The organism is Stenotrophomonas sp. Marseille-Q4652 (assembly GCF_916618915.1).
Taxonomy (GTDB): Bacteria; Pseudomonadota; Gammaproteobacteria; order Xanthomonadales; family Xanthomonadaceae; genus Stenotrophomonas.
On record NZ_CAKAKE010000001.1, the window covers coordinates 950,837 to 969,637 of the forward strand.

The 18,801-nt window shown below is 66.8% G+C and carries 13 protein-coding genes, 2 pseudogenes and 1 other annotated feature; of the genes and pseudogenes, 8 read left to right on the forward strand and 7 right to left on the reverse strand.

The genetic code is table 11. The features are described 5' to 3' along the window. The first annotated feature begins 4 nt into the window (after window positions 1–4). The 7 genes from LG380_RS04380 (at window position 5) to LG380_RS04410 (ending at window position 11,206) form a co-directional block, all read left to right on the forward strand. Window positions 5–1,390 carry an MBL fold metallo-hydrolase gene (locus tag LG380_RS04380; protein WP_225763773.1) on the forward strand — a complete coding sequence of 462 codons (1,386 nt, stop codon included), beginning with the start codon at window positions 5–7 and terminating at the stop codon, window positions 1,388–1,390. Further along, entirely contained in the window at window positions 1,387–2,904 is a 1,518-nt protein-coding gene (locus tag LG380_RS04385; protein ID WP_225763774.1) for a thymidine phosphorylase family protein, read from the forward strand. The genes LG380_RS04380 and LG380_RS04385 overlap by 4 nt, the downstream gene beginning before the upstream one ends. Further along, window positions 2,901–3,815, forward strand: coding sequence for a ribose-phosphate diphosphokinase (locus tag LG380_RS04390; RefSeq protein ID WP_180834265.1), 915 nt, complete (start codon window positions 2,901–2,903; stop codon window positions 3,813–3,815). Before LG380_RS04385 ends, LG380_RS04390 begins: the two co-directional genes overlap by 4 nt. Then, window positions 3,812–6,277, forward strand: a complete 2,466-nt coding sequence (locus tag LG380_RS04395) for a xylulose 5-phosphate 3-epimerase (RefSeq protein ID WP_225763775.1) — start codon at window positions 3,812–3,814, stop codon at window positions 6,275–6,277. The genes LG380_RS04390 and LG380_RS04395 overlap by 4 nt, the downstream gene beginning before the upstream one ends. Before the next feature lie 25 nt (window positions 6,278–6,302). Next, on the forward strand, window positions 6,303–7,769 hold the full coding sequence (locus LG380_RS04400; RefSeq protein ID WP_225763776.1) for an AarF/UbiB family protein: 1,467 nt from the start codon (window positions 6,303–6,305) through the stop codon (window positions 7,767–7,769). A 238-nt stretch (window positions 7,770–8,007) separates the two neighbouring features. Then, the gene (locus tag LG380_RS04405) at window positions 8,008–10,083 is read left to right on the forward strand and encodes a heavy metal translocating P-type ATPase (protein ID WP_225763777.1); all 2,076 of its coding nucleotides are present in this window, start codon (window positions 8,008–8,010) and stop codon (window positions 10,081–10,083) included. Between the two features lie 19 nt (window positions 10,084–10,102). After that, the gene (locus LG380_RS04410; RefSeq protein ID WP_162797638.1) at window positions 10,103–11,206 is read left to right on the forward strand and encodes an acetate/propionate family kinase; all 1,104 of its coding nucleotides are present in this window, start codon (window positions 10,103–10,105) and stop codon (window positions 11,204–11,206) included. Window positions 11,207–11,241: 35 nt separating this feature from the next. Here LG380_RS04410 and LG380_RS04415 read toward each other — a convergent pair whose 3' ends face one another. From LG380_RS04415 to LG380_RS04430, 4 genes are all read right to left on the reverse strand, one after another. Then, window positions 11,242–12,441 carry a hypothetical protein gene (locus LG380_RS04415; RefSeq protein ID WP_225763778.1) on the reverse strand — a complete coding sequence of 400 codons (1,200 nt, stop codon included), beginning with the start codon at window positions 12,439–12,441 and terminating at the stop codon, window positions 11,242–11,244. A 94-nt stretch (window positions 12,442–12,535) separates the two neighbouring features. After that, on the reverse strand, window positions 12,536–12,748 hold the full coding sequence (locus LG380_RS04420; protein WP_083536958.1) for a GDCCVxC domain-containing (seleno)protein: 213 nt from the start codon (window positions 12,746–12,748) through the stop codon (window positions 12,536–12,538). Beyond that, window positions 12,741–13,028 carry a heavy-metal-associated domain-containing protein gene (locus tag LG380_RS04425; RefSeq protein WP_028917132.1) on the reverse strand — a complete coding sequence of 96 codons (288 nt, stop codon included), beginning with the start codon at window positions 13,026–13,028 and terminating at the stop codon, window positions 12,741–12,743. Before LG380_RS04425 ends, LG380_RS04420 begins: the two co-directional genes overlap by 8 nt. Before the next feature lie 8 nt (window positions 13,029–13,036). Continuing rightward, window positions 13,037–13,393, reverse strand: a complete 357-nt coding sequence (locus tag LG380_RS04430; protein WP_017355168.1) for a mercuric transporter MerT family protein — start codon at window positions 13,391–13,393, stop codon at window positions 13,037–13,039. Between the two features lie 41 nt (window positions 13,394–13,434). On the opposite strand from LG380_RS04430, the gene LG380_RS04435 reads away from it, so the two are divergent. Further along, window positions 13,435–13,860 carry a MerR family transcriptional regulator gene (locus LG380_RS04435; RefSeq protein ID WP_225763779.1) on the forward strand — a complete coding sequence of 142 codons (426 nt, stop codon included), beginning with the start codon at window positions 13,435–13,437 and terminating at the stop codon, window positions 13,858–13,860. After that, window positions 13,847–13,948: a sequence feature (AL1L pseudoknot), on the reverse strand. (Overlaps the previous gene by 14 nt.) On the opposite strand, the pseudogene LG380_RS04440 reads toward LG380_RS04435, so the two are convergent. From LG380_RS04440 to LG380_RS04450, 3 genes and pseudogenes are all read right to left on the reverse strand, one after another. After that, a pseudogene (locus tag LG380_RS04440) lies at window positions 13,904–14,175 on the reverse strand (transposase); the annotation flags it as partial. (Overlaps the previous feature by 45 nt.) 15 nt (window positions 14,176–14,190) lie before the next feature. After that, window positions 14,191–15,346, reverse strand: a pseudogene (locus LG380_RS04445) (IS3 family transposase). A gap of 265 nt (window positions 15,347–15,611) precedes the next feature. Then, window positions 15,612–18,794, reverse strand: coding sequence for a CusA/CzcA family heavy metal efflux RND transporter (locus tag LG380_RS04450; protein ID WP_225763780.1), 3,183 nt, complete (start codon window positions 18,792–18,794; stop codon window positions 15,612–15,614). Window positions 18,795–18,801 lie beyond the last annotated feature (7 nt).

The window sequence follows — 18,801 nt, forward strand, 5'->3', positions numbered from 1 at the left end:
CATCATGACCTCGACTTCCCGCCCGACGCTGCAGTTCCTCGGTGCCGCCGGTACCGTCACCGGATCGCGCTACCTGGTCGAGGCCAATGGCCAGCGCGTGCTGGTCGACTGCGGCCTGTTCCAGGGCTACAAACAGCTGCGCGAGCGCAACTGGGCACCGTTTCCCGTCGACGCGGCATCAATCGATGCGGTGATCCTGACCCACGCCCACTTGGACCATTCGGGCTACCTGCCCGCACTCGTCAAGCAGGGGTTCCGCGGCCGGATCCACTGCACCCACGGCAGCGTGGCGCTGTGCGGACTGCTGCTTCCCGACAGCGGGCACCTGCTGGAAGAAGAGGCGAAGTACGCCGCGCGCAAGGGCTACTCGAAGCACAAGGAGCCGCGACCGCTCTATACGGAAGAGGACGCCCGTCGCAGCCTGAAGCAGCTGCAGGGACATGACCATGAACGCGACATCGAGGTCGCGCCCGGCTTCACGGTGCGCTTCCACCCCGCAGGCCACATCCTGGGCGCCGCCCACGTCAGCCTGGATGTCCAGGGGCAGCGCCTGCACTTCAGCGGCGACTTGGGACGGCAGCAGGAATCGCTGATGAATCCGCCGACGCCCCTGCCCGCCTGCGACGTACCGGTCTGCGAGTCCACTTACGGCAATCGCGAACACGTCCCGATCGACCAGGAAGCGGAATTGGCCCCGATCATCCGCCGTGTTGCCGCGCGCGGGGGCGTTATCGTCATCCCCGCCTTTGCTGTCGGCCGCGCCCAGGCGCTCATGCTGCATATCGCCCGGCTGCGTGAGCGCAAGGAGATCCCTCGCGTGCCGGTGTACCTCAACAGCCCGATGGCGATCAACGCGACCCGGCACTACCACGCCCACCATTCCGAGCACCACGTGTCCGAAGAGGACTGCCAGCGGATGTTCGACGTGGCCACCTTCGTCAACACGGTGGAAGAGTCGAAGGCGCTCAACCGCCAGCGCGGGCCGATGATCATCATCTCCGCCAGCGGGATGGCGACCGGGGGGCGCGTGCTGCACCACATCGAGGCGTTCGGCCCCGATGACCGCAATGCGATCCTGCTGGCGGGCTACCAAGCCGGCGGAACACGCGGTGCCGCGCTGGCGGCGGGAAAGCGCACGCTGCGCATGTTCGGTCGGGAGGTCCCCATCCGCGCCGAGGTGGTGCAGCTGGAAGGGTTTTCCGGTCACGCCGACGCCGAGGAGCTGCTGGACTGGATGCGCACCGCGCCGTCCGCGCCGCGCATCGTCTACCTCACCCACGGCGAGCCCGACGCAGCCGACACGCTGCGCGGGCGCGTGCAACGCGAGTTGGGTTGGCGCGCACGGGTGCCGGAGCACCTGGAGCGCGTTGGACTGGAGGATGCGCAATGACCAAGCAGGTCCCCGGCCACAACCGGCTGCGCGTCACCCGTGCCGGCATCGACACCTACCAGCAGCCGGTGGTCTATATGCACCGCGACTGCGAAGTCTGTCGCTCGGAAGGCTTTGCTGCGATGACGCGCGTGAGACTGGACGTGGGCACGCGCACGCTGGTGGCGACGCTGAACGTGGTCATCGATGATCGGCTCGGCTTGGACGAGATGGCGCTGTCGGAGGTCGCATGGAGGCTCCTCGACCCCATGCCAGAAGCCTTGGCTTGGGTCCGGCACGCGGAACCCGCGGCGTCGGCCGGTGCGCTCCGCGCCAAGGTGTTCGGTGCACGGCTGGACGACGCCCAGTACCTCGCCCTGGTGCAGGACGTGATGGAAAGCAGGTTGTCGGACCTGGAGCTTGCCGCGTTCGTTGCGGCCAGCGCGGGCGACCGCCTGGACCATGCGGAGACGACTGCACTGACGCGGGCCATGATTGCCGTGGGCCAACGCCTGGACTGGGGCGAAGGGCCGGTGCTGGACAAACACTGCGTGGGCGGCCTGCCAGGCAATCGCACCACGCCGATCGTGGTGGCCATCGTGGCTGCGCTGGGCTACCGCATTCCGAAGACCTCATCGCGCGCAATCACGTCGCCAGCGGGCACGGCCGACACCATGGAAGTCATGGCGCCGGTGGCGCTCGACCTGGCAGCGATGCGGCGCGTGGTGGAGCGCGAGGGCGGCTGCATCGTCTGGGGCGGCAACGTGCGCCTGAGCCCGGCCGACGACATTCTGATCCGGGTCCAGCGGCCGCTGGACTTCGACAGCGACGGCCAACTGGTCGCCAGCGTGCTGTCCAAGAAGGTCGCCGCAGGCTCGACCCACGTCCTGATCGACATGCCGGTAGGCCCGACCGCCAAGGTGCGCAGTGAGGTCGCCGCTGACAGCCTCGGCTCGCGGCTCGCACACACCGCGGGCGCGCTTGGACTGCAGCTGGGCATCCATCGCTCCGACGGCAGCCAACCGGTGGGTCGGGGAATCGGTCCGGCGCTTGAAGCGCACGATGTGCTCAAGGTGCTGCGCAACGCCGCCGATGCACCGGCAGACCTTCGCGAACGCGCGCTTGCGCTGTCCGCGGCACTCCTGGACATGGCACCGGGCAGCAGCGCCGGCACCGGATTGGAGCGCGCGCGCAGCGTGCTGGATTCCGGAGCCGCGCTGGCCAAGTTCCTGGCGATCTGCGAGGCCCAGGGAGGTTTCCGCGAACCGCCACGGGCGGCGTTTACCGCCGACGTGCCGGCAGCCACATCGGGACGCATCTTTGAGATCGACAACCGCAAGCTGGCCAAACTGGCCAAGCTGGCCGGCGCACCGCCATCCCCCACCGCTGGCCTGGAAACCGGTCTGCGGGTCGGCGATACGGTCGAGCGCGGACAGCCTCTGCTGACCCTGCATGCGGAGTCGCGCGGAGAACTGGCCTATGCCCTGGAGCACGCCGTCACGTTGCAACCCTTTGTCCTGGGAGAGGCCCCATGACCCGTGTGCTGGTGCCGTTCCCGGCCGATGCGGCGTTGGCCAGCACCATCGCCATACCCCTGCAGGCGCGCATTGCACCCGTGGGCTGGCGGCACTTTCCCGATGGCGAGTCGCTGGTCACCCTGGACGACGCGCTGGCCGGCGCCGATGTGGCGATCCTGGCCAGCCTGCGCAACGCCGATGCCTTGGCCCTTCCGTTGCGCTTCGCCGCCCGGACGGCGCGCGAATTCGGGGCGCGCTCGGTGGGCCTGATCGCACCTTATCTGGGATACATGCGCCAGGACACCCGGTTCCATCGCGGTGAAGCGGTCAGTACGCCGTTGTTCGCGCAGTTCCTGGAGGAGTCGTTCGACTGGCTGGTGACCGTGGACCCGCACCTGCACCGCGTCGAGCGCCTGCAGTCGCTCTACCGAATGCCGGCGGCCCACGTGTCGGCGACGCCTGCGGTGGCCCGCTGGATCGCAGAGTCAGTCCCCGACGCGGTGCTGATCGGACCCGACAGCGAGAGTGAGCAATGGGTCGCCGACATCGCGGCCCGGTCCGGCATGCCATACCAGGTGCTGGCCAAGGAACGCCATGGCGACTATGACGTGCGCGTGAGCCTGCCTGACCCGGCGGCCGTGGCCGGCCGGACCCCGGTCCTGATCGACGACATCGTGTCCTCCGGCCACACGATCCTGGAGACCCTCGTGCACCTGCGTCAGTTGTCGCTGCCGCAGCCGTTGCTGGTCGCCATCCATCCGGTGTTCGCCGGCGATGCCTATGCCCGCCTGCAGCAGGCGGGCCTCGCCCGCATCGTGAGCACCGACACCATTGCCCACCCGTCGAACGCGATCGCGCTGGGCGCGGACCTTGCCGCCGCGGCCTTGTCCCTGATGACCGCTTCGACCGATTCGCCGGAGAACCCATGAACCTGCATCTCAACTGCTGCACCGCCGACCAACTGTCGCCCGCCGAGCGCCAGCGGATCTCCGAATTGGCCAACGCCCACCGGCAGGCCGATCCCGCGTTCGCCCATTGGGCGGCCGGTTACGGCGTGATCCGGCACGACCCGCTCACCCAGCTTCGGGTTCGTCAGATGGTGGACGAGCTGGTGGCCCTGGGCCGCACGCCCGATGCCGGCACCGCATGGCAGCGGCTCGCCGCCGCCGACCGCGTCACCAGCGCCGGGATGTGGCTGGTGGCGCACATGACCTACAGCCACCGGGTCCGTACCGACGGTGCGGCGCTCGAGTTTGAGGACTTCAAGACCACGCCTGAAGGCCACACCGGCGGGTCCCTCAACATGGTGCCCGCCTATGCCGGCTACCTGCTGATGGATTCCCTGGATGGCGTCACCCGCGCGTGGATGATGGGCCAAGGGCACTGCGTGGCCGCCATCGACGCGCTGAACCTGCTGGTGGGCAACATGACCGACCGCCACGCCGAACGTTACGACCGCTCCGACGCGGGGCTGAGCAGGTTCGTCGGCGACTTTTACGCCTACACCCTCAATCCGGACGGAACGCCGGCGTCGCCCCTGGGGTCGCACGTCAATGCGCACACCGCCGGCGGCGTGATGGAAGGCGGCTATCTCGGCTTTGCCGAGCTGCAGTACGTGCATGCGCCGCTCAAGCACGAACGCCTGGTGGCGTTCCTCAGCGACGGTGCGTTCGAGGAACAGCGTGGCAGCGACTGGGCGCCGCGCTGGTGGCGTGCCGAGGACAGCGGGCTGGTCAGCCCGATCATCATCCTCAACGGGCGGCGCATCGAACAGCGTAGTCAGATCACCCAGCAGGGTGGCGAGCGGTGGCTGGACCGGCACCTGCGCTTGAACGGCTTTGATCCGATCGCGCTGGACGGGCGTGATCCGGCCAGCATCGCGTGGGGCATCCACGTGATGGAGTCGCGCCTGCAAGCGGGCGCCGCCGTCCCCGATGTCGACGTGCGGCTGCCCTATGGCATCGCCGAAACCGTGAAGGGCTTCGGCTTCCCCGGCGCCGGCACCAACGCCTCGCACAACCTGCCCCTGCCCGGGAATCCGGCGAAGGATGCGCAGGCGCGCACGCTCTTCAATGAAGGCGCCGCGGCGCTGTTCGTGGCCGCGGCCGAGCTCGAGGAGGCCCTGGCCGCACTCAACAGCCACGAGCTCCAGCAGCGGGTGCGCGAGCGCGATCATGCGCTGGCCGATCGCCAGGTGGACCCGCCCCGCGTGCCAGCGATCGCCGACCGCGGCGCCGGCGGCGAGAGTTCGCCAATGACCGCGCTCGACGAGCAGTTCGTCGCCATCGCTGAAGCGAACCCCGGGCTGCGCGTGCGCGTGGGCAATCCTGACGAGCTGCGCAGCAACAAGCTCGACCGCACCCTGGACGCGATGAAACACCGGGTGCACGAGCCCGAGCCCGGCGTCGCCGAATCGCCAACCGGCGCGGTCATCACCGCGCTCAACGAGGAAGCCGTGGTCAGCGCTGCGCTCGGCAACAAGGGTGGGCTGAACCTGGTGGTCACTTACGAGGCGTTCGCACCGAAGATGCTCGGCGCCGTGCGCCAAGAACTGATCTTCGCCCGCCATCAGGCCCAGGCAGGGCGTCCGCCCGGCTGGTTGGGTGTGCCCCTGGTGCTGACTTCCCACACCTGGGAAAACGCGAAGAACGAGCAGTCCCATCAGGATCCGACCATGGCCGAGGCGCTCCTGGGCGAAATGGCCGATATCTCACGCGTGGTATTTCCGCCTGACGCCAACGGCGCCGCCGCAGCCCTTGCCCACGCCTACGCCCAACGCGGCACGGTCACCGCCCTGGTCGTCCCCAAACGGCCGGTGCCCCACGAGCTGACGCCGCAGCAGGCCCAGTCACTGGCCGCGACCGGCGCGATATGCCTGGCCGGCGATCCAGCGACGGCGGCGATCCTGCTGGTCGCCACTGGTGCCTACCAGTTACAGGAAGTGCGCCGCGCGCAGGTGCGTCTCGTCGAACGCGGTGTGGCGGCGGCGATCCTCTATCTCGGCGAGCCCGGCCGGTTCCGCACGCCGCGCGATCCGGAGGAGGCGCGATACGTGCACTCCGGCAGCGACGTCCATGCACTGTTCCCGGCGGAGCGGCCGCGCGTATTCGTCACCCACACCCGACCCGAGCCTTTCCTGGGCGCGCTGCGTCGGCTCGACACCGGCCCGGCGACGACCGCGGCACTGGGCTTCGTCAACCGCGGCGGCACGCTGGACGTGCCGGGACTGTTGTTCGCCAACCGGAGCACTTGGGCGCACGTGGTCGATGCGGCCGCGGGCGTCCTCCGCTGGTCCCGTGGCAGCCTTTTGTCCGAGGTGGAACTGGCGGCAGTGGATGGCCGCGGCGATCCGGCCACCATCCTGCGTCCAGCAAGTGGGTCGACGCCGTGAGTTGGCCAACCGGGAGCGCGCACTGATGGCGGGCACGGTGCGGCGCGGAGGCCAGATCGCTTGGGCTGGACTGAAGCTTGGAGTCGCTGTGCTGCGCCTGCGCCGGCGCGCACCCGACCGCCTCCCCGCCTACATCAGCACGACCCTGGTGGGGCTGGGGACCACCTTCGTCAAGCTGGGCCAGGGCTTGAGCCTGCGCTGGGACCTGCTGCCAGTGCCCTATCGCGAGGCGCTGTCACGATTGCACAGCGACGTGCCAGCGTTTCCTGCGGACCAGGCCAGGCACATGGTCGAAGAGGCGTTCGGCGCACCGGTCGACGCGCTCTTTGCCAGCTTCGATGACAAGCCGATGGCTGCAGGTTCAGTAGCCCAGATCCACCCTGCGCGCATGCATGATGGTCGCGACGTGGTCGTCAAGATCACCCGCCCCGGCATCCATGCCCAGGTGCAGGCCGACCTGCGGCTGCTCCGGCGCACGATGCGCGTGGCCCAGTGGATCTGGCCGCCCCTCAAGCGACACCGGCCGCTCGAACTCGTGGACGAACTGGGCGCCTTCATGCGCGATGAAATCGACATGCGTCACGAAGCACAGAACATGCGGCGCATGGCCAAGGTGCTTGACTCACTGCCCGGCATTACCCAGCCACACGTCGTCGAGCCCTACGCTACCCGCGACGTGCTGGTCCAGGACCGAAGCCACGGCACCCGCCTGGAGACCGCTTACGGAACCGGGGCCGCTCCCGCGCTGGCGAGCGCGCTGCTCGATGCCTACGTGCATCAGCTCTTCGGCGCCGGTGTGTTCCATGCAGATCCCCATCCGGGAAACCTGTTCTTCTTTGACGACGGTCGCCTGTGCCTGCATGACTTCGGCTCGATCGGTGTGCTCGACCCGGCATCGCGGCTCGCGCTTGGCGGCATGGTCGAGGCCATTGCAGCCGACGACGCCGAGGGTGTCCTGGATGCGGCAATCGCCCTGGGCTTCTTCCCTCCGCAGGTCGAGCGACGCTCGCATGTGCGCGAGATCCACCTGATCCTGGCCGAGATGGCCAGCCGCCCATTGGCGGCGTGGTCCATTGCCGAGGCGATCTGGCGCGTGGCACGCATTGGCCAAGGCGCGGGCTTCCGGCTTCCTGCCCACCTGCTGTCCCTGATCCGGACGCTTTTCCTGGTCGAGAACACGTTGCGGGCACTGGATCCGGATCTGGATCTGCTGGGGACGCTGTCGGCACAGGCCGCCGAGATCGCCGAGATCGCCGATGCCAGCCGCCCCGGCGGCAACAGGCCGCTCGCCATGCGGCTGGCCCGCACCGCCCGCCAGCTGCCCCAGATCGCCACCGACCTGTTGCGGCAGGCGCAACTGAGCGACGGACGGCCCGCCCTCTCCGTACATCACCATGGCCTGAGTTCGACGCAGGAGGCAATCGCCCGCACGGGCATCGGCTGGCATTGGCCCTGGTCACCTTGGGCCTGTATGTATGTGGTGCGCTGTTGAGCCTGCACTCCGACGGCCCGCAAGTGTTCGGTCACATGCCTTTCCTGGCTATCGTGGCTTTCGCTGCTGCGGCATTGCTCTCGCTGCGGCTGGTGACGGCCATCGCCAGATCGGGGCACTTGTAAGCAGCTGGAGCCCCGACCATTGGGGATCGCGATTTCAGACAGTCCCTTGCAGAATCACTGATCAATCTCCCCGCTGATGCCCAATGCATCAGTGCATCCAGGAAGGCAGACCCATGACGCAACACGACCATCATCAGCACGATCATCAGGCGCATGGCGGGCAACCGCCGCATTCCCGCAAGGGTGCTGACGGCGACGTCCATGCCGGGCACGACAAGCATGCCGGCCACAGCGTGGCGAGCTTCCGCGACAAGTTCTGGCTCACGCTGCTGCTGACCATTCCCACTCTGATCTGGAGCGGGATGATCCAGCACTGGTTCGACTACACCGCACCACAGTTCCCGGGGTCGGCGTACATCCCGGCGGTGTTCGGCACGATCGTGTACTTCTACGGCGGCTCGCCGTTCGTCCGCGGCGGATACCACGAGCTGAGAAATCGCCTGCCGGGCATGATGACGCTGATCTCGCTTGCGATCACCGTCGCCTTCCTTTACAGCGCGTTGGTCACGCTCGGCGTTGTCGAGGGCTTGGACCTGTGGTGGGAGCTGGCGACGCTGGTGGCGATCATGTTGCTCGGCCACTGGATCGAGATGCGTTCGATCAACCAGGCACAGGGCGCTCTCAAGGAACTCGCGAAGCTGCTGCCTGATATGGCGGTGCGGTTGGATGAGGCCGGTACCGCGAAGGAAGTCCCTGTCGCGGAACTGAAGCGCGGCGACCTGCTGCTCATCAGGCCCGGCGCGAGCATTCCCGCCGACGGCGTCGTGAAGGAAGGGACCAGCGCCGTCAACGAAGCGATGATCACCGGCGAGTCCAAGCCGATGGACAAGTCGACGGGCGACCGGGTGATCGCCGGCACCGTCAACGGACAGGGCTCGTTGCGTGTCGAGGTGACGGGAACCGGCGACGAGACCGCGCTCGCGGGTATCATGCGGCTCGTCGAGCAGGCCCAGACGTCGCGCTCGCGCGCCCAGGCCCTGGCGGACCGGGCGGCGTTCTACCTCACGATCATCGCCATCGTCTCCGCCGCGGTTACCGCCATTGTCTGGCCACTCCTCGGTCGACCGTGGAGCTTCACGATCGAGCGCGTAGTGACCGTGCTCGTGATCGCCTGTCCCCATGCGCTAGGTTTGGCCATCCCGCTGGTGACCGCCATCTCGACCACGATTGGCGCACGGAACGGCCTGCTCGTGCGCGATCGACGCGGCCTGGAAGAGGCCCGTTTGCTGAACACGGTCGTGTTCGACAAGACAGGCACGCTCACGCTCGGTTCGCACCGCGTCGTGAAGACCACTGCCGCCGATGGACTCACCGACGACGAGGTGCTTCGCGTGGCCGCGTCGGTCCAGCGCGACGCTGAACATCCGATCGCGCAGGCGCTGATGACCAGCGCCAAGGAACATGGCATCGACGTTCCGATGTCGCAGGACTTCGAGTCCATGCCGGGACGCGGCGTGCGCGCAGTCGTCGAGGAGCGCTCGCTTCACGTTGGCGGGCCGGGTCTGTTGAGAATGCTCGCGGTCGAACCGCCGGAGACGCTTCGGCGGGCTGCCGAATCAGCGGCAGCCGATGGTCAATCTGCAACCTACCTGGTGGAAGGCGACCGGGTGCTCGCCGTATTTGCGATCGCGGATGCCATCCGTCCCGAATCGTTCGACGCGGTCAAGCGGCTGCACGACGAAGGACTGGAGGTTGTCCTGCTGACGGGTGATTCCACGGCGGTCGCAAACGCGGTCGCGAAGGAACTCAACATCGACACCGTCTTCGCCGAGGTATTGCCCGAGGACAAGGTGGCAAAGATCGAGGAGCTGCAGGCCCAGGGCAAGCGCGTCGCGATGGTGGGTGACGGTGTCAATGACGCTCCGGCGCTGCTCACGTCCGACGTCGGCATCGCCATCGGCACAGGGACGGACGTCGCGGTCGAGGCCGGCGACGTCGTACTCGTGCGCAGCGACCCGCGCGACGTGCCGGCGATCATTGCATTGAGCAAGGCGACCTATCGCAAGATGATCCAGAACCTGTGGTGGGCCGCCGGGTACAACATCGTCGCCATCCCGCTCGCTGCCGGCGTTCTCGCTGCATGGGGGATCATGCTGCAACCCGCGCTTGGTGCAGTGCTCATGTCGCTGAGCACCATCGTGGTGGCGATCAATGCGCAGCTGTTGCGCCGGGCGGTACGGTCCCCATGAACATGAACTGGCGACACCTATGACCACGCGCCGGCTTCTGGCACTCAACGTTGGCTCGTCCACCCTCAAGGGCGCGTGCTATCTGTTGCACGCTGAGGGGCCAGGCGCGCAGCCACGCGTCGTGGAGCGCTCCCGGGCCGAGATTGCCGTCGGCGCGGATGCGCAAGAGCGACTTGCCACCCTGCTCGAAATATTGTCGATACCGGCGCCCGGCCCCGACGTGGTGGTCCACCGAATCGTACATGGCGGCGACCTGCGCAACGCCAGCGAGCTCGACGAAGATGTACTTGCGAAACTGGATGCCTTGGTGCCATTCGCACCCTTGCACCAGCCGGTCGCCCTCGCGTTCGCGCGTGCCGCGCGCCTGCGTTGGCCGCAAGCCCGCCAGGGCGTGGCCTTCGACACGGACTTCCACGTGACACTCGCACCCTGGAGCCAGCGCCTGCCCATCCCCGAAGCATGGGATGCGCTGGGCGTCCGCCGCTACGGTTTCCACGGACTCGCCTTCGCCTCTGCACTGCGAGTCGTGGCCAGCCAGGACGCCGGAATCCTGCGGAGCCGCGCCGTCTTCGCGCATCTGGGGGGTGGTTGCAGCGTCTGCGCCGTCGAGGACGGTCGGAGCCGCGACACCACCATGGCGCTCACTCCGCTGGGGGGAATCCCGAGCCCTACCCGCTCCGGGGATCTCGATCCCGGTGCGTTGCTGTACCTGCTCAGGCACGAACGGCTGGACGCGCAAGCGATTGAAGATGGTTTGTCCCGCACTGCAGGTCTTGCCGGCATCGCCGGGCACGGCGATATGCGCGTGCTGCTTGCCGATCCTGGCCCGCAGGCCCAGCTTGCCGTGGACCTCTTCGCAGTCCGAATCGCGCAGTCCATCGCGGCCATGGCCACGGGAATCGGCGGACTCGACCATGTCGTCTTTTCCGGCGGCATCGGCCACCGCGCGCCGGGTCTGCGGGCGCGGATCATCGCGCGCTTGGGCTGGCTTGGCCTGGCGCTGGCACCTGACGACAACGATGCTGGGGCCACGCGGATCGATGCCGCGAGCGGGCCGGCCATCTGGAACGTCGCGATCGATGAGGAACGCGAGCTGGCCGAATCAGCATTGGCCTGGCTGTAGTCCACGGCATACCGCCAGGGCGGCCCCAGCCAGGATTACTCGCCGATCAGTGGCGTCGTGAGCACCGCTGCGAATCCACCACCTGGGGTGCGCATGTTCGTAGTCTGGCCCTGATAAAGCCGGGCCGCGAACAACAGCACACCCGCCTCGGACGCGAAGCAGCGCACGTCCGCCTTGAGGGACTGGCCCCCATGCACGATCCGCATGCTCGGTGGCGCGAAGGCCTGTGCGATGTAGGTCGCCGACGCCATCGACTCCCACGTTCGCCGGGTGAGCTTGTCGCCCCGATAGCTGCCACGGCTGCCGAACCCTGCTGCAGGCTTGAAGAAGTAGCCGTTGCGCGCTGCCCACAGCGCATCCCGGTTTCCGGGGACGACTTCAACCGTTGTCGGGATCACCTCGGCCAGCAGGGCTGTCAAACCCGCATCGACCCCAAACCCGCCGAGCAAAGCCGCGTCTCCAAGCACCGCCAGGTTGCGCTTGTCGGCGAACAGCGCGTGCGCACGCGGATGCGGGGTGAGTGCGACGTCCCCTGCGAGATAAGCCTGACGAAGGTCCGCATGCGAAGCTTCCTCAAGCGCGAAATCGGTCAACCGGTTGTAGACCATGTCGATCGGGCCGTCGGCATCTGCAAGCCCCTCCGGGCCGAACCTCAGATCCTCGGGCGCGCGTATCACGCAGTCCACGCCGTGCTCCCGGAATGCGTCCGCGTACAGCTCGAACTCGGGGTAGAGGAACTGCTCCCGCGGGGCGCTGTCCACGATGGCCACACGGGACGGCGCGCGGCCCGACTGCTGCCGGGCATCGTCAAGCCAGGCGGCTACAGCCGCGCTATGGGCCTCCGTCGCCGTGGTCCAGGTAGTCCACGCAGCCGGCGCGCAAGATCTCACGGCATCGAGCAGCGCGGCATTGAGGAGCAGCCCGCCTGGATTGGTGTTGACCTCGATCAACCGCGGGCCGTCGACGGTCAGGTGAAAGTCCAGCCCCAGGACGCCACCCGCCGAACCCGGGTAATGGGTTGCGATGTCGGGGGCCCATTGCAGGACCCGTTGGCTATATCCCGGGTTTCCTGCGACGTCGAAGACCGCCGCCGCGACTCGTCCCATGGCCTCCAACGCGGGCCGATCAACGAACAAGGCATAGGGTGAAAATAAGTGCGCGTGTACGGCGGGATCAGTCGTGAACTCCGGAAAGGCACCCCGGATCGACTCGTGCAGACGGAGGATGTCGACCACTTCGCATGCACACCGCTGGTTGAGCGGCGCGCTTTCCAGGGTGGCACAGTCGATCTCGCAGCCTGTCTGTCCAACTATTATCGGAGTCCGCGGTTCAACCACAACAGGGATTGTTCTGTTGGATCGGTGGACATGGCACTGTTCCGAACGAGCAGAACACACAGCAGTCGCCTTGATGCGGACGCAAAACCGCTCCACAGCCCGTGCACTCATAGAAGAATTGACACGCTGTGATGGGCATTGTCTCGGTCGCCCGATGGCCGCACTCCGGGCAGGTCAAGACGCTTTCCAGCTTGACGTCACTCACCGCGAGTCCGCACCTTGGCCGGGAAGCCTGCTTCCGTGACTGCACGCGCGATTCCGGCTGCATCCGTCTGGCTTGATTCGAACGTCACCGTGACTGTTTCAGCCCGGGTGTCCACCTTCACATCGGCCACGCCCGGCACCTTCTCCAGCGCCTTCCTGATGGTGATGCCGCAGGCGGGACAGGTCATGTTCTCAGCATCGAGCATCACTACGGTTGCGGGCGTCGCAAGAGCGGCACCGACCGACAGAGCAGCCACCAGGGCCAGTATCCACTTGTGCATCGCGCCTCCTACAGAATCCAGACGATGTAATAGGGAAACAGCAGCAACAGGACGATGAGGGCTGTCGCCAACCAGAGCCAACGTCGCCTGCGTCGCAGAGCGTCCGGGGCGATGCAACTGCCATCCACACCGCACCGTGCCGCCGGTCGATACAGCATCCAAAACGCCACGGCCAAGGACAGTACGGCGGCGGCGCTGAACCAGGGCCTCAAGGGATCGAGAGCTGTCAGGGTGCCGATCCAGGCGCCACTGATGCCCAGCAGGACCAGCACCAGCGGCACGACGCAGCAGACCGATGCGCCAATGGCGGCGATGCTCGCGCCAACGATGGCTGGAACAGACGATTTGGCCGGGGTTGTTTGCATCAGAGTATACTAGCCTCTGTACCTAGGTACGGAGTCAAGCCGTGCGTCCGAACACGTTTACGATCAGCCGGCTGGCGGCGGCGGCCGATGTGCACGTCGAAACCGTGCGCTACTACCAGCGACGTAGGCTGCTGCGTCAACCCGAGCGACCCATAGGAGGCGTGCGTCGTTACGACGAAAACGATGTCAATCGGCTTCAGTTCATCCGGCGCGCTCAGATGATGGGATTCAGCCTCGACGAGATCGCTGGCCTGCTAGAGATCACAGGCGAACGTTCTTGCGAGCAGACCCGTCAGCTGACCGAGCGAAAGCTCGTCGATGTCCGTCTACGAATCCGCGAGCTGCGACAGCTGGAGAGGGATCTCGAACAGAAGATAGCGCGGTGCGCCCAAGTGCCGGCGGGAGAGTGCTGCCCAACCCTCGATTTTCTGGAGCGGCCAAGAAAGCCAGCTGCGACAGTCAGTTAGCTCACTTTCGGCCCGTTTTTACACGAATCCCTGCCGACCCTCTCATGGCTTGAACCGGCGGTCGAGCTCCGCCTGGGCAAAATACGCTGACGCCTTGCGCAGGATCTCGTTGGCCTGGCGCAGCTCGCGTACTTCCCGCTCCAACGCCTTTATCCGCGCCTGCTCGTCGGTAGTCGGCCCGCTGCGCAAGCCGCGGTCACGCTCGGCCTGACGGACCCAGCGACGCAGCGACTCGGGCGTGCACCCTACCTTGCCTGCGATCGAGACAATCGCCGCCCACTGCGATCCGTGCTCGCCCTGATGCTCCAGCACCATCCGTACCGCGGGGTTCTACCCCGAAATCACGGACGGTTGTAAAAGAGCTGACAGCTTCCGGTCTTTCCTGGCCACCCTGCGCCGCATCCTCGGGTTGTGGAACCGCTCGATGTATTCGAACACATCAGCCCTGGCGGCATCGGGTGTCGGATACGTCATGCGGTGGACCCGCTCGCGCTTGAGCAGGCCGAAGAAGCCTTCGCACGCCGCGTTGTCACCGCAATGGCCCACCGCGCTCATCGAGCACACCAGTTCGTTGGCCGCCAGGTAACGCTGGTAGTCGCCGCTCCGGAACTGGCTGCCGCGATCGGAATGCAGGATCACCGGGTCGCTGCCCTGACGCTGCCAGACCGCCATCTGCACGGCCCGGATCACCATCTGCCGATCCTGCCGATGGTGCATCGACCAGCCCACCACGCGCTGGTCGAACAGGTCCAGCACGATGCACAGGCACAGCTTGCCCTGCCGGTCTTGAGTTCGGTGATGTCGGTGACCCACTTGGTCTCCGGCTCCAGCGCAGTGAAGTCCCGTTCGAGCAGGTTGCGCACGCCCGGCGGCGTCAGCGCGGGCCGGCCACGCTGCCCACGCCGCTTCGGCCGCGGCCAGCCCTGCAGGCCATCTTCAGCCATCAGGCGCGCCACCCGGTTCAGGCTGACGGGTTCGCCGGCATCGGCCAGATCTTCCTGCATCCGACCGGCGCCCAGCGTGCCCCGGCTGTCTTCATGCAGCTCACGGATGCGGTCGAGCAAGCGCTCGTTGTCGAGCTGGCGGGTGCTTGGCAGGCGCTTGCTCCAGTCGTAGTAACCACTGGCCGAGACCCGCAGGCAGCGGCACATCAGCCGAACCGGGAACTCATCGCGGCAACGTTCGATCGCCTGATACCTCAGGACGATCCCTTGGCAAAGAACGTCGCCGCTTCTCTTAAAAAATCCCGCTCCTTCTTCACCCGGGCCAGCTCGCGCTTCAGGCGGGCGAGTTCCTCATCCCGGGGCGTGCCGGTGCCGCCGAAGGCCACCTTGCCTTGGCTCTGGGCCTCTCGCTTCCAGCGGGTCAGCAGCGTGTCCCGGATCCCCAGCTCCCGTGCCACCTGAGCGCAGCTGACGCCAGGCTGGCTCGCCTGCTCAAGCGCGCCACGCTTGAACTCTGCACTGAACTTCCTTCGCTTCGACATGAACACTCCTCATGGCCTCGATCGGCCTTCTCGTAAGTGTCCGTAAAAACGGGGGTGAACCCTCGGTGGCCATGTGAGCCGCGTCGGACAGCAGCGCCAAGCTGTTGGTGACGAGGCCACCCACCACCTCGGCGACCAGGAAGGCGGCGGTGGGTCCGAAGGCCCACCACAACGGTTTCTCATGCTGGACTTCGCCCAGCCCGTGATCGTGTCCTGCACCCATGCCTTGTGCTCCTAAGTGGCCGCAGCCTGCATGAAGTTTCGATCAAGCGTTCGCAGCCCGCGGTGAACCCTCCGCCTGCCGATGCAGCCAGCGATACAACGCCGGCAGCACGAGCAGCGTCAGCAATGTCGAGGACACGATGCCGCCGATCACGACCGTCGCCAGCGGGCGCTGCACTTCCGAACCTGCGCCTACGTTGAGCGCCATCGGCAGGAAACCGAGCGAGGCCACCAGCGCCGTCATCAGCACCGGGCGCAAGCGACCCAGCGCCCCATCCACGATCGCATTGTCGAGAAAATCGCCTTGCTCACGGAGCTTTCGGATGAACGCGATCATCACCAGGCCGTTCAGCACGGCAACGCCCGACAACGCGATGAAGCCGACGCCAGCGGAGATCGACAGCGGAATGCCGCGCAATGCCAGTGCGATTACGCCGCCGGTCAACGCCAGCGGCACGCCACTGAACACGATGGCCGCATCCTTCGCCGAACCGAAGGCCATGAACAACAGGCCGAAGATGATCACCAGCGTCACCGGGACCACGATCGCCAGGCGCCGGCTCGCGGAGATCAGTTGCTCGAACGTGCCGCCGTATTCGATCCAGTAGCCAGTGGGTACCCGGACCTTCGCTTCGATCGCCGATTGCAGTTCGTTGACGAAGCCGCCGAGGTCGCGGTCGCGCACATTGGCCGTGACGACCACGCGGCGCTTGCCGTTCTCGCGGTTGATCTGGTTGGGGCCAAGCGTGGACTCGATGCGCGCCACTTCCCGCAACGGCACCGTGCGTGGCGCACCGCCCACCCAGCTTGCCGGCCGGCTCGATTCGTCGGCCTCGCCGTTGCTGCCCAGCGGGATCGGCAGATCGGCGAGTGCGGCCGGGTCCTGGCGCACACCTTCGGGCAGGCGTACGACCAGATCGAAGCGCCGATCGCCGTCGAACAACTGGCCGGCCACCTCGCCGCCTACGGCCGTGGCCACCGTGTCCTGCACGTCGCCTGGGTTGAGCCCGTAACGCACGAGCGCCTGGCGATCCGGCACCACGGTCAGCAGCGGCAAGCCGGCGACTTGTTCGGTCTTGACGTCGGCCGCACCGGGCACGGCCGCCATCACTCGCTGCACCTGCGCCGCCGTGCGGACCAGCTGGTCGAGGTCGTCGCCATAGATCTTGACCGCCACGTCCGCACGCACGCCGGAAATCAGCTCGTTGGTGCGCATCTGGATGGGCTGGGTCAGCTCGTAGTTGTTGCCGGGCAGCCTGGTGATCGCCGCTTCCATCTCCTCCAGCAACTCGTCCTTCGGCTTGCGTGGGTCGGGCCAGTCCTCACGCGGCTTGAGCATCACGAAGGTGTCTGAAATCGACGGCGGCATGGGGTCGCTGGCCACTTCGGCAGTGCCGATCTTGGCGAACACGCGTTCCACTTCCGGGAAGCCTGCCAGCGTCTTCTCCAGTGTTTCCTGCATGGCTACCGACTGGGTCAGGCTGGTGCCGGGAATGCGCAGCGCCTGCACCGTGATGTCGCCTTCGTCCAGGTTCGGAATGAACTCGGTGCCCAGACGGGTAGCAAGCAAGCTGCACAGCACTACCAAGGCGGCAGCGCCAGTTAGCACCCAGCCCCGACGCTTCAACGACCAGGCCAGCATCGGTGCATAGCGGCGTTTGGTCCATGCCATCAGACGGTTTTCCTTCTCCTCGACGCGGCCGCCCAGGAAGGTGGCGACGGCCGCCGGCACGAAGGTGAGCGAGAGCAGCATCGCACCGGTCAGCGCAAGCACCACGGTGATCGCCATCGGGTGGAACATCTTTCCTTCGATGCCGCTCAGCGCAAAGATGGGCAGGTACACGGCGGTGATGATGCCGACGCCGAACAGGCTGGGACGGATGACTTCGGCCGTCGCGACCGCGGTCAGGTCGAAGCGTTCCTCCCGCGTCATGGTGCGGCCGAGGGCGTGCTGCGCCTCGCCGAAGCGGCGCAGGCAGTTCTCGATGATGATCACGGCGCCGTCGACGATGAGTCCGAAATCGAGCGCGCCCAGGCTCATCAGGTTGCCCGACACGCCGCCGCGCACCATGCCGATAACGGTGAACAGCATCGCCAGCGGAATCACCGCCGCCGTGACCAATGAAGCGCGGACGTTCCCCAGCAGCAGGAACAGCACGACGACGACGAGGATCGCGCCCTCGATGAGGTTCTTGGCGACGGTGTGGATCGTGCGGTCGACCAGTGCGGTGCGGTCGTAGACTGGACGGGCCGTGACGCCCTCAGGCAGGCTCGCGTTTGCCGTTTCGAGCTTCGCCGCGGAGGCCTGCGATACCTCCCGGCTGTTGGCGCCCACCAGCATCACAACGGTGCCGATGACCACCTCGCGGCCGTTCTGTGTCGCGGCACCCGTACGCAGTTCCGGTCCTTCGCCCACGAGCGCCACGTCGCGTACCCGGATCGGCACGCCTTCGCGCCGGTCCAGCACGATCTCACGGATGGCATCGAGATCGGCAACCTGGCCCGGTACGCGAACGAGGAACTGCTGGCCGTTGCGCTCGATGTAGCCGGCGCCGACGTTCTGGTTGTTGGCCGCGATCGCCGTGACCACGTCATGCAGGGTGAAGCCCAGCGCCACCAGTTTGGCCGGATCCGGCGTGATGTGGATCTGCCGTTCGAAGCCACCGATGGTGTTGACCTCGGTAACGCCCGGCGTATTGCGCATCTGCGGACGCACCACCCAATCCTGCAGGGTGCGCAGGTCGGTGGCCGTATACGGTGTGCCGTCCCGCTTGCGCGCCGTCGGACCGGCGTCGACGGTGTACATGAAGATCTCGCCCATGCCGGTGGCGATGGGCCCCATGTCCGGGTCCAATCCTTCCGGCAGCTGCGACTTCACCTGCTGCAGGCGTTCGGATACCTGTTGGCGGGCGAAGTAGATGTCGGTGCCGTCCTCGAAGATGACGGTCACCTGCGACAGGCCATAGCGGGACAGCGATCGGGTGTAGTCCAGGCGCGGCAGGCCGGCCAGCGCCGTCTCGATGGGGAAAGTGACGCGCTGCTCGGCCTCCAGCGGCGAGTAGCCCGGCGTCTCGGTATTGATCTGCACCTGGACATTGGTGATGTCCGGCGTGGCATCGATCGGCAGCTTCGTGAAGCTCCACACGCCCAGCCCGACCAGGGCGAGCGTGAGCAGCAACATCAGCCACCGATGCGCGATGGCGAATCGGATGATTTTTTCGAGCATGGCGGCG